We start from the raw sequence: 11,908 nt of genomic DNA, 5'->3' as shown, positions 1-11,908 counted from the left end.
ACCGTGCAGGTGTCGGCGTACCCCGACCACTACGCCCAGTGGGAACAGCAGGCCGCCGACCTCGTCGCCGAACACTGGAACAACTGACACACAGGCGCATGATGCCGCTGGCCGGTACCCCGCACGGGGTACCGGCCAGCGGCGTCCTCACATCCGGCCGTCAGCGGCCACCCTCGGCCAGCTCGGCGAGCATCCCCTCGCAGCTGCGGACCACGACCTGTGCGCCCCGCCGCTGGGTCAGCCGGAGCGAGCTGTCCTCCGCCCGGTTCCGCCAGCTCCACTGCGCGTCGGCGGCGACATCCCAGAGCTGCTGCGTGGTCGCGCCGTGTTCGACGCCGAGCCGCGCGGCCAGGCCGACGCCGTCCCCGCCGACCAGCCGCCGTGCCTCCTCGGCCAACTCGGTGTCGAATCCGAGCCGGGTGTTCCGCAACGCCGCGAGCAGTCGCAGCTCCCGGAACTCGTGCGCGCCGGCGAGGATCTGCTCCAGCATGGTGAGCAGCTCATCGGTGCCCGGTTCGGGCTCGGCTCGCAGCAGTGCCTCCACGGCGACCATCGCCGAGCGCGCCTTGAGCGCGTCCCGCCGGTCGATGAGGAGGCGGTTCACCGACTCGCGCAGCTCGGTCAGGCCGCTGCGGCGGATGAGTTCGGCGGACAGCTTGGCCCGGTTGTCGCAGCCGGTACGGACCAGGGTGGTCGCGAGCCGGACCCCGAAGAGGCCGAGCCGGTCGAGCAGCGCGGCGCGTACCTCGGCGTCCAGCCGTACGGGTAGCTCGCCGCCAGCGAAGCGGTCGGCCGAGAGCAGGTGGGGCTCCAGGGCCTCGCGGGGAACGCCGGCCAACTGCGCGAGCACCGCGAAATCCGACTCGCTGAGCACTCGGCCGGCCAGGCCGATCAGCCCGCTGCACGCCACCGTGTCCACGCAGAGCGCGTTCACGCGGGGGTCGCGGTACTGCCGGCGGGCGAGTTGGCGGGCGGTGAGCAGGGCGTCGATCTGTCCGCCGCCGGTCTCGTCGGCCCGGGACAGCACCAGGACGACGTTCACCGGGGCCGCCTGGCCGACGGCGCTCTCCCGGCTGGTCTCCAGGACCCTCAGGTCGGTGCCGCGACCGTCCCGGGTCAGGTACAACACCGCGTCGGCGTCGCGCAGGACCCGGTCCATCACCGGCGCCCGGCCGTGCTCGTCCACGCCGGTGATCGCGGGCGTGTCGATGAGGGTCACCTGCCGCAGGGCCCGGGTGGGCCACCGCACCACGATGTCGCGCAGCTCGCCGGCTCGCCAGCCGACGAGGTCCACCCGCATCCCCGTCGTCGACTTGACCATCGCCAGCTCCTGGGGCGGGTGACTGGTCGAGTAGGCGATGGCGCGTGGCTGCGGCGCGTCCTCGTACCAGGTGAAGACGTCGGTGCCGTCCGCGTCGCCGACGGGTGCGACCTCTTCGCCCATGATGGCGTTCAGCACCGTGGACTTCCCGGAACGCCAGGGGCCGGCGACCGCGATGCGCAGCGGCTGCTCCAACCGCGCCAGTTGGTGGCGGAGACCAGCGGTGGCCCGGGGGTTGTCCCGGTAGAGCTGAAGGGCGCGCTGCAGCAGCCCCCACACCGCCTCGTCGAGCCGCAGGCCGACGGTCATGCGGGGGACCCCAGCCCCGCCGGGGCGGTCCGGGCCCCGGTCAACTGTTGGGCCTGGTCGTAGAGCGCGGCCAGCCGGGTCATCTTCAGTCGGATCTCGCGCTGGCGCTGCTCGCGGACGGCCATGTCGGTGTCGGCAGCCTGCTTGGCGGTGCGGAACGACTGGATGATGGCCTCCTGCAACTCCTCGGTCAGCGCGGTGAAGTGGTCTCGGAGCATTCGCTGCACCTGCCGGACGGTGTCCCGGTAGTCCTTGTTCATGCGGACGAAGTAGTCGTCGACGTGGCGCTGGATCGCCGTCTTGACCGTCGACTGGCGGCGGCGGAGCAGCTGTCTGCTCTCGTCGTGGATGCTCTTGCCGCCGAACAGCGCGCCGGCGCCGATCGAGACAGGGTTGATCATCGGCATGCCGGCCAGCGTGAGCGCAAGGCCGAACATCAGCAGGCCCCCGTACGAGCCCTTCATGCCGGTGATCACCTTCTGGCTCGCGGTGAACCGGTCGATGTGCGGCCGTTCGATCTCCGGCAGCCGGTCGCCGAGGTCCTCCGGCATGGTCACCGACCAGGGCGGCAGCACGTCGTAGCCGTACCGGGCGAAGTTGGCGGCCACCCGGCGCGCGGCCCAGTCGCAGCGCTGGACCAGCCACTCGTGGTTCGCCTCCGCCGCGTCGGCCAGGCTGCGTTCGAGCCAGTCCTGGAAGGCGTCCCAGGCGACGAGCGGGTCCGCCGTGTCGAACGCCTCGTCGACCATTCGCAGAATCTGGCGGGTCCGGTCGCGCAGGTCGTACTCGATGTCGGAGAGCAGGTCGCCCATCTCGTCATTGAGGGTGTTCTGCCAGCGCGTGGAGCAGCGGCGCAACTCGTCGACCTCCCGCTGGGCCGCGTGCAGCTGGGAGATCGGGCCGGACTGCTGCTGCGCCTCCTGGCTCTCCAGTTCGGCGCGGAGCGGCGCGGCGAGCTGTTCGACCACCGTTCGAGCGGTCAACGCCACCGAGGCGCGCGCCAGCGGATCGGCCTTGCCGGCCAGGTCCCGCTGGAGTCGGGCGATCAGCACCGGGAAGCCCGACTCGGCGTTGAGCTCGCGGTCGTCGGTGACGGCCGCCCGCAGGCGTAACGCCGACGAGACCGGGATCAGCGCCGCCGGTACGCCTGCCTCGGCGAGGTGTCGCCGGTTGCGCTCGGCGACGGTACGCCAGTCCGTCACCAGGTCGGTCTTGGTCTGCACCACCACGACGTTCGGGTGCGACCGGGTGATGTGCAGCAGCATGTTGATCTCGGCGACGGAGAGTTCCCGGGTCGAATCGGAGACCAGCAGCACCGCGTCCGCACGACTCACGGCGGCGATCGGGGCGCCGCCACCGATCGCGGTCGCCTTGTCGCTGCCGGTGGTGTCCACCAGCACCAGTCCGGCGCCGAGCAGCGCGCGCGGCAGTCCGATCTCGACGTGCGCGGGGCCGCCGCCGGGCCGACGCCCGAGCGTGCCGGCCACCGCGGCCGCGATCCGGTCCACCGGTACCGCGGTTCGCTCGACGGTCCCGGCGTCGACCGGGCCCGCCGTGGGCGGCGTGTGGACCACCGCCGCCGAGGCGACCTCGCCGTGGCGCACGACCGTCGGCAGCACAGTGGTGGAACCGTCCCCGACCGGGCAGACCGGAGCGTTGACGATCGCGTTGACCAACTGGCTCTTACCCTGGTTCGGCTCGCCGACGACCAGGACGCGCAGGGTCGGGTCGAGCAGTTGGACGCGCTTGTCGCGGACGGCTTGGAGCAGGTCGCCCCGTCCGTGTTCGCGGCACGTGCGGGCGATTCCGTCGAGCACGTCCAACCAGATCCCCGCCATCACCGCACCAAGTGTGCGGATTTCGGCTCAAATATCAAGAGGGATGCGGAGAAAGCCGGATCGCCGTCCGCGATCCGGCTTTCTCGCCGTCGTCCGGAAACGGTCAGAGCAGACCGTCGCCGAGACCCAGGAGCCCGCCGCTGGAGGAGGCGGAGACCTCGCCGTGGACCTCGGCCTTGCCGCTCACACCGCCGGTGACGTCACCGGTCACGCCGCCGACCGCGCCGGTCACGCCGCCGAGGACGCCGTCCACCTGGCCCGTCACGCCGCCTACAGTCGACGGCACGTCGACCGGCGGGACCAGGCCGGTGCCGCCGTCGCCCAGACCGAGCCCGCCCAGCGCGTCGTCGCCACCCAGCGAGCCGACGATCCCGCCGACCTGGCCCTCGGCGCCGGACAGCGCGCCCCCGAGCAGGCCGTCCGGGGTGCCGAGCAGGCCGTGGTCGGTGGCGTCGAGCACGGTGCCCGGGTTGCCGACCGTGCCGGCCAGATCCCCGACCACCGGGTCGGCCGTGGTGTCCACCGCGCCGACCACGTCGGCGTCGAGGGTGTGCGCCAGGTCGTGCACCCCGACGAGGTTGGTGTCGAGACCGCTCTGCCCGACGCCCAGGCCGATCCCGGGCAGTACGGTGGCCGTGACGCCGACGGCCGCCGGGTCGACGGTGATGGCGCCGAGCACACCGGCCTTGACGTCCAGGCCGCTGTAGCCGCCGATGCTGAGCTCCGGCGTCGCCGTCTGCAGCTGACTGACGGCGCCGGTGACGTCTGCCACGAGCGGGTCGGCTCCGAGCTGACCGGTCACCGGAGCCACCGGGGCGAGCCCCTGGGTCGGGGCGTAGTCGACCACCAGCGGGACGACGTCCTGCACGTCGGCGGGGGTGATGTCGGTGAGGCCCGCGGCCTGCAGCGCGCCCTCCGGGTCGAGGTCGAACGCCGCCTTGGCGTCGGCGTCGGTGAGCAGATTGAGCACGAAGTCGTGCAGGGTCATGTGCGGGATCTCCTCGATGTGCGTCGGCGACCGTTGATCGTCGACACCGACGCTATTGCCGGTGACCGGTCCCGGTCATCGGGGACGAGCCCCCGACCCGCCCCGCCGGATTAGGGCACGCGTCCCCTCGTACGTTAGGGGGAATGGGGGTCCCGTCCCGGCCTGATTTAGGGTCCTGATGCCGGAGTGATCTCTGGTACGAACGTAGGAGCCCACGGGGTTTGCCGGGGGTGGTCGCCGCGCGGTGTGGACGCCGTCGCCCCGACCGGCCGACTCGCGGTGAGGGAAGAATGCGCATGCCGTACGTCCTGGGGATAGACATCGGAAGCACCAACACCGCGGCCGCCGTTGCCCGGCGGCAGGGCGCGACCTGGAGCCGCCCCGAGGGGGTCCCGCTGGGCGCGGGGTCGGTGATCGTGCCGTCGGTGCTGCACCTCGCCCTGGACGGCAGGCTCACGGTCGGCGAGCCCGGCGCCGACGACGGGGCCCGGACGGCCCGGGGCTTCGTGCGGCGGGTCGGCGACGACGTGCCCCTGATGCTCGCCGGCGAGGCGTGTCCACCGCAGACGCTGACCGCGGTGCTGACGTCGTGGGTCGTCGAACGCGTGCGCGATCGCGAGGGCGAGCCCGCCCAGGCCGTCGTGCTCAGCCACCCGGCGGGCTGGGGCCGGCATCGGCGCGAGCTGTTGCACGTCGCCCTGCGGGAGTTCGGCCTGGGCCACGTGACGCTGATTCCGTGTACTGTCACCGTGGCCGAGAGCCACGCGGCACGGGGCTTCCCGGGCAGCGCCGCCGCGGTCTACGCCCTGGGCGGCAACACCTTCGAGGCGGCCCTCGTCCGCCGCACCCCACGCGGCACGTACGAGACCTTCGGCTTCCCGCAGGGGCTCGAGTGGATCGGCGGTGCCGACTTCGACGAGGCGCTCGCCGAGCACGTGCGCACCGCACTCACCCGTGACCTCGGCGGCACCGCACCCCGGCAGGCGTACGACCCGCCGCGCGGGCTGCTGCCCGGGTGCGAGCGGGCCAAGCGTGAGCTGACCGTCGGCACGCAGACCGACGTGCTCCTGACGCTGCCGAGCGGGCCGGCCCGCGTGCCGGTGAGCCGGGTGCAGTTCGAAGGCATGATCCGCCCGGCGGTGCAGGCGACGATCGACCTGCTGCTGCGGACCGTACACTCCGGTGGGCTGGCGCCGACGCAGCTCGACGGCGTCCTGCTCGCCGGCGGGTCCACCCGGATCCCGCTGATCGCCGAGCTGCTCGCCGCGGCCCTTCCGGTACCGGTCGAGGTGGAGCCCGATCCGCAGCTGACCGCCGCGACGGGCGCGGCCCTCGCCGCCTGTCAGATGGTGTCGCCGCGCCCCCGGCGCGAGGGGCGGGACGACGGCCCGGCCCCGGCCGGCACCGCCGGCCGCGTCGGCGCGCCGGCCGTCGCGCCGCAGCACCGACCTGATCACCACAGCGGGGTCGGGAGCGAGCCACCACCGCGCCCCCCGGTCCGGTTCGCCCCTCTGGAACTGCCGAAGGCGTCCCGCCTGGCGCTGGCCCGCCGGCGGGGCGGCAGAGGATGACCAGCATGACCATGAGCGGCGTCGCCGGGCACCGGCTGGTGCTGGACCGGCGGCCGCAGGGCCTGCTCGACGCGGTGGCGGCGGCTCCGGCGTCGCCGCTGGTGCTCGGCGTGACGGGCCCCGGCGGCCACGGCCGCAGCGCCTACCTCCAGGAACTGGCCGCGGTCTACCGGCGGGCCGGGTGCACCGTCCTCGAGAGCGCGCCCGACCAGCCCGACGCGGTCGACCCGGACATGGTGCTGCTGGTCGACGACGCGCAGCTGCTGGACGACGCCCGGCTTCGGGCGCTGCGCCACCTGGTGACCGCCCGCCGGCACCGCCTGGTCGTCGGCTACCGACCGTGGCCCCGGCCGGCGGCGCTGGTCGAGCTGGCCGACGCGTTGCGGCGGGACGGGCACCTGGTCCTGCTCACCCCGTTCACCAGAGAGCAGACCGCCGCCTACCTCGCCTGCGCGCCGGAGCTCGGCCGACAGCCCGACCTGGTCGACTTCGTGCACGGGCAGACCGGCGGTGTGCCCCGCTACGTCGAGCGGCTGGTCCGCGGGCTGCGCGGCCAGCAGGGGCCACCGGGCGTTCCCACGGAGCCGCCCCGGCCGGTCATCCTCGAGTTCGGGCCGGATCTGGAGGACCTGGCTCCCGACGTCCGGCGGCTGCTGCTGGCCGTCGCGGCCGGTGTGCCGCTGCCGGTGGACCTGCTCGGCGCGCTGCTCGACCGGGAGTTGGTCGAGGTGGACGAGCTGATCGGCGCGACCCGGGCGGCCGGGCTGCTCGGCGCGGACGGCCGGCTCGCGCCGATCGTGCGGCGGGCGGTGACCGCGCTGAGCCCGGTCACCGAGCGCACCACGGTCTGGCTCCGGCTCACCCAACTGCAGCTGGCCCGGGGTGGGCCGGTGCTCCCGCTGGTCCGCTCGCTGCTCGCCGCCGGAGTGGCCGGCGAGTGCCCGGCACCGACGCTCGAGGCCGCCGCCGAGGAGGCGCTGGCCGGCGAGCCCGCGGTCGCGGCGGAACTCTTCGCCGCGGCCACGGCCGCCGGGCGGCCCGCCGCCGTCCGGCAGGCGGTCGCCGCGGCGCTCGCCGGTGACCTCGACCTCGCCCTGCGGCTGGCGGACCGGCTGCTCGCCGCGGCACCCGCAGCCGAGCAGGTGGAGGCGGCGGTGGTCGCCGCGACGGCGCTCGCACACCGTGGCCAGGGCGTTCGCAGCGTGGAGCTGTACCGGTGGGCGGGCGGCGCCACCGCGGAGGCGTTCGCCGCCCTCGGCGCACTCGCCGTCGGCCAACAGGTCGACGCAGCGGACCCGCCGGCGGACGACCGTGCCGGTGGACCGCCCACCCTGCACCACAGCGCCGCCCGGCTGATGGCCGACGGAATTCGGGACAGCGTCGCCGGACCACCCACCACCGCGCTGTCCACCCTCGTGCAGGCAGCGGCGCTGCTGGAGCCGGCAGGCCGGGCGGTGCTCCTGCCGGACAGCCCGGCCGCGCTCGCCGCGTTGACGGCGATGCACTGCGGCGAACTGGACATCGCCGAGGGGGTGCTCGACCGGGCAGTGACCAGCGGCATCGGCGGTCCGCTGTTGGCCCGGCGGCACCGGTTGCTGCAGGCCTGGATCGCGATGGTCCGAGGACGGACCGGCCTCGCGGCCGACCACCTTGCCACGGTGACCGCCGGCGGCCGGCCGCTCGAATCGCGCGACCTGCTCCTCGCCAGGGCGATGGAGATGGGGATCGCCCGGCGCAACAGCGACCTCGGCGCGCTCCAGCGGGGCTGGGGTGCCGCCCTGGAGGCGCTGGTCCGCCACCCGGTCGACCTGTTCACGCTGCTGCCGCTCGGCGAGTTGGCCATCGCCGGGGCCCGCCTGGGCCACCTGAGCCGGCTGGAGCCGTACCTGCGCCAGGCGCGGCAGTTGCTGGCCCGGCTCGGCGATCCGCCGCTGTGGACCGTGCCCCTGCACTGGAGTGGCCTGCACGCGGCCATCCTCGCCGAGCGACCGACGACGGCCGACGACCATGTGGCCGCCCTGCTCGGCGCGGCGGACCACAACCGGTACGCCACGGTGGTCGCCGCAGCCGCCGCCTGCTGGGTGGAGGTGTTGCGCGGGACGGTCGACCCGGTCCGGGTGGAGGCCGCCGCCCGGGGGCTGCACGACGCCGGGCTGTGCTGGGACGGCGCTCGGCTCGCCGGCCAGGCCGCCATCCGCACCTCGGACCGACGGGCGATGACCACCCTGCTGGACTGCGCCCGGATGCTGCAGGGACGCCCGGCCGGGGCCAAGGGCGGGCAGCGCCCTCCGGGCGGACTCGCCGACGCCGTCGCGAGCCCCGCGGGGCACCGCCTCAGCGAGCGCGAGTGGGAGGTGGCCGAGCTGGTGCTCGCCGGGTCGACCTATCGCGAGATCGGTGACCGGCTGTTCATCTCGGCGAAGACGGTGGAGCACCACGTGGCGCGGATGCGGTCCCGGCTCAACTGCGCCAACCGGGCCGAGTTGCTGTCCCTGCTGCGGACGATCCTCGCCGACCGGTCGGCCGGCGCGGCTCGGCAGCCCTGGCCGGTACGGACGCCGTCGAGGTCCCGGTCACGAGAGCAAGGAGACGACGACAGATGACGCCTTCCGTGGTCAGCGTCGGCAGCCTGAGCGACGCGCTGAACGACCTGGTCGACCGGGTGCCGGGGGCAGAGTTCGCGGTGGTGCTGTCCCCGGACGGGCTGCCGCTCGGCGTCTCCCGGAGTGTCGACGACGAGCTCGCCGGGCGACTGTCCAGTGTGGTCGGGGGACTGGAGGCCTTCGGCCTGGCCGCGGCCCGGGTGTGCGTCGGTGGGGCGCTGCGTCAGGTCGTCGTGCAGATGTCCCGGGCGTTCCTGTTCACCGCCACCACCCGGAACGGGGCGATCCTCACCGTCCTGATGGGCGGTGACGCGGAGGTCGGCGACATGGCGTACGAGGTGGCGCTCTTCGTCGGGCAGGCCGAACGGCACCTGCCGGTGCGCCTCGAAGCGGCCTCGACGGTGCGGGGCGGGGACACCGGTGCGGGCTCCGGCCCGGCCCCGACCTGGCCGGGTCCGTCGGTGACCCACCGCTGACCGCCGCACGAGCACATCGACCAGCGGGACCACCCGGCGTCGAGCCCGCTGACGCCGGACCAGGCCAGCCTCATAGTCAGATCAGGCCGTGCGCCAGCATCGCCTCCGCCACCCGGCGGAACCCGTCGATGTTCGCCCCGGCCACGTAGTCGCCGGGCAGGCCGTACTCTTCGGCGGTGGCCCAGCAGCGGTCGTGGATGTTCCGCATGATGCCCCGCAGCCGCTGCTCCGACTCGGCGAAGGTCCACGAGTCCCGGCTGGCGTTCTGCTGCATCTCCAGCGCGCTCACCGCCACCCCGCCGGCGTTGGCCGCCTTGCCCGGCGCGAACCGCACCCCGGCCCGGCCCAGGATCCGCACCGCCTCCGGCGTGGTGGGCATGTTCGCACCCTCCACCACCGCGACGCAGCCGCCGGCCACCAGCGCCGCGGCCTCCGCGCCGCCGATCTCGTTCTGCGTCGCGCACGGCAGCGCCAACTGGCAGGGCACCTCCCAGACGGTACGACCGGAGACCGCCACCGCGTGCGGCACGTGCCGCGCGTAGTCGTCCAGCCGCGCCCGGCGCCGTTCCTTCAGCTCCCGCAGCAGTTCCAGGTCGATGCCCTTCTCGTCGAGCACATAGCCGGACGAGTCCGAGCAGGCGACGACCTTCCCGCCGAGCTGGTGCACCTTCTCGATCGCGTAGATCGCCACGTTGCCGGAGCCGGACACCACCACCCGCTTGCCCTCCAGGCCGTCCCCGGCCTGCCGCAGCATCTCCTCGGCGAAGAACACCGCCCCGTAGCCGGTCGCCTCCCGGCGCACCTGCGCGCCCCCGTACGCCAGGCCCTTGCCGGTGAGTACGCCCGACTCGTACCGGTTGGTGATCCGCTTGTACTGGCCGAACAGGTAGCCGATCTCCCGGCCGCCCACGCCGATGTCCCCGGCCGGCACGTCGGTCTCCGCGCCGATGTGCCGGTACAGCTCGGTCATGAAACTCTGGCAGAACCGCATCACCTCGCGGTCGGAGCGCCCCTTCGGGTCGAAGTCCGCGCCGCCCTTGCCGCCGCCGATCGGCAGCCCGGTCAGCGCGTTCTTGAAGATCTGCTCGAAACCGAGGAACTTCACGATCCCGAGGTACACCGACGGGTGGAAACGTAGCCCGCCCTTGAACGGGCCGAGCGCGCTGTTGAACTCCACCCGGAAACCCCGGTTCACCAGGATCCGGCCGCGGTCGTCCTCCCACGGCACCCGGAAGATGACCTGCCGCTCCGGCTCGCAGATCCGCTCGATGATCCTCGCCTCGGTGTACTCGGGGTGCCGGGCCAGGGCCGGACCGATGCTCTCCAGCACCTCGCGCACCGCCTGGTGGAACTCCGGCTCTCCCGGATTGCGGGCGACCACGCTGTTGAACACCGTCTCCACGGACTCCGGCATAGGACACGTCCCTTCACTACTTGCTGGTAGCCACGTTGCTACCACCCGGCACCCGCGTACCCGCCAACCGTCCCGGGATACGGACCGTGACCTTCGTCCGGTTCACTATTCGCCGTGGACGACTCGATCTGGGCCGCGGTCCGGGCCTCGCGCGACTGGCTGGACGCCGCCAACGGCACCGGACAGGCCGAAATGACCTGCCGGATCCTCAAGCTCACCGAGGAGGCGGGGGAGGCGGCGGGCGCCTGGATCGGTCTGCTCGGCCAGAATCCGCGCAAGGGCGTCACCCACACGCGGGACGAGGTGGCGGCGGAACTGGCGGACGTGGCGTTCACCGCGCTGGTCGCCATCGAGAGCCTCGGGCTGGACGCGGCAACGGTGCTCGGCTCGTGTGCGGCCAAGGTCCGGGGGCGGGTGGGGCCTCCTCCTGGTTGAGGTTCGGGTCCTGGCCTTCTTCCGTGCGGGTGTTTGCCTTGCGTCGCTCTGCGTGGTGGTGGGGGTGTGGCCCACCGTGCCCGGCTCCGGGCGGTCAGGCTTGATCCCTGCGCCGGGCACGGCGGGCCACACCCCGTCGGTGGTCGCGCACCGTCCGTGCCTGGATGTCCGCTATCCGGCAAACGGGCCGTCGGGAGGCCCGTCGGGAGGCGACGGCGATGCGTAGGCGAGGGCTGCAACGAGATCCTCAACGTCACCAGGCCGGACGTCGTCCGGTGTCGACCGCGGGGTCGCGGCCCGTCGGCCGCTTTTGACCGGTCCGGCGGGTGGGGTGCGGTGGGCGCTGTCGAGCTGCCCCGTCTGTGGGACCACCCGTCACACCAGGCGCGATCTCCCGCCAGGGCACGCGTGCCCCATCTGTGCGGGCAGCTCGACAGGGAGAAGATGGCGGCACCCGTGGGGTCCGGTTGTGTCCCGTCTGTGCGGGCAGCTCGACAGGGTCCGGGTGGCGGGTGTCCCGTGGGTCCGGTTTCGGGGTGTGACCGGGGGCATCGTGGGGGCGGAATCGTGGCCGGGCCGGGGTCGTTACACCCTGCGTACGACCGAGCAAGACCAACGCCGCCCCCCGACGGGCTGGCGCAGCGCCCCGGCCCCGGCCCCGGCCCCGGAATGATGGTGGGTCGCCGGTCGTTACACATGGTCCCGGCCAGCGAAGGGCGACCCCCCGCCCCCGCGACACAGGCCACTCCCGTGGTTTTCAGATGGCCGGTCTGATTCTTCCCGGCGCGTGACGTCGGATCCCCTTTGAGTTTGTTGAGCGCCGGACGGTGCTTGCGCCCCGCTGAACCCCCTTCGGCGTGTGGTGCCAACCCCCGAATGGAGCATCTGATGAACACGATCATGCGTAAGAGCGTTCTCGGTATCGCTGGCCTGGCCTTTGCCGGTGGTGTGTT

At 73.5% G+C, this 11,908-nt stretch carries 8 protein-coding genes; 4 read left to right on the top strand and 4 right to left on the bottom strand.

Features of this window, described 5'->3' with window-relative positions:
• Positions 1-160: 160 nt before the first annotated feature.
• From ACZ6O2_RS35580 to ACZ6O2_RS35570, 3 genes are all read right to left on the bottom strand, one after another.
• The gene (locus ACZ6O2_RS35580) at positions 161-1,630 is read right to left on the bottom strand and encodes a dynamin family protein (RefSeq protein WP_350712668.1); all 1,470 of its coding nucleotides are present in this window, start codon (positions 1,628-1,630) and stop codon (positions 161-163) included.
• The gene (locus ACZ6O2_RS35575) at positions 1,627-3,468 is read right to left on the bottom strand and encodes a dynamin family protein (protein ID WP_466026076.1); all 1,842 of its coding nucleotides are present in this window, start codon (positions 3,466-3,468) and stop codon (positions 1,627-1,629) included. Before ACZ6O2_RS35575 ends, ACZ6O2_RS35580 begins: the two co-directional genes overlap by 4 nt.
• Positions 3,469-3,571: 103 nt before the next feature.
• Positions 3,572-4,456 carry an IniB N-terminal domain-containing protein gene (locus tag ACZ6O2_RS35570; protein WP_350712666.1) on the bottom strand — a complete coding sequence of 295 codons (885 nt, stop codon included), beginning with the start codon at positions 4,454-4,456 and terminating at the stop codon, positions 3,572-3,574.
• Between the two features lie 296 nt (positions 4,457-4,752).
• Here ACZ6O2_RS35570 and ACZ6O2_RS35565 point away from each other — a divergent pair, with 296 nt between their 5' ends.
• Genes ACZ6O2_RS35565 through ACZ6O2_RS35555 form a run of 3 tightly spaced genes read left to right on the top strand, consistent with a single transcriptional unit; the run spans position 4,753 to position 9,106 of the window.
• Positions 4,753-6,027: an Hsp70 family protein gene (locus ACZ6O2_RS35565; protein WP_466026075.1), complete on the top strand. Its 1,275-nt coding sequence runs from the start codon at positions 4,753-4,755 to the stop codon at positions 6,025-6,027.
• Between the two features lie 5 nt (positions 6,028-6,032).
• A complete protein-coding gene (locus tag ACZ6O2_RS35560; RefSeq protein ID WP_466026074.1) occupies positions 6,033-8,630 on the top strand; it encodes a helix-turn-helix transcriptional regulator in 2,598 nt (865 codons plus the stop codon).
• Positions 8,627-9,106 (top strand): roadblock/LC7 domain-containing protein, encoded by a 480-nt coding sequence (locus tag ACZ6O2_RS35555; protein WP_466026073.1) that lies wholly within the window; start codon positions 8,627-8,629, stop codon positions 9,104-9,106. The genes ACZ6O2_RS35560 and ACZ6O2_RS35555 overlap by 4 nt, the downstream gene beginning before the upstream one ends.
• A gap of 76 nt (positions 9,107-9,182) precedes the next feature.
• Here the strand turns inward: ACZ6O2_RS35555 and gdhA are convergent, their stop codons facing one another.
• Positions 9,183-10,520, bottom strand: coding sequence for an NADP-specific glutamate dehydrogenase (gene gdhA / locus ACZ6O2_RS35550; protein ID WP_350712662.1), 1,338 nt, complete (start codon positions 10,518-10,520; stop codon positions 9,183-9,185).
• Between the two features lie 114 nt (positions 10,521-10,634).
• Here gdhA and ACZ6O2_RS35545 point away from each other — a divergent pair, with 114 nt between their 5' ends.
• Positions 10,635-10,955: a MazG-like family protein gene (locus tag ACZ6O2_RS35545; protein WP_466026072.1), complete on the top strand. Its 321-nt coding sequence runs from the start codon at positions 10,635-10,637 to the stop codon at positions 10,953-10,955.
• The last annotated feature ends 953 nt before the right edge of the window (positions 10,956-11,908 follow it).

Source organism: Micromonospora sp. NPDC048040, assembly GCF_055587185.1.
This window is presented reverse-complemented; position numbering and strand designations above follow the sequence as displayed.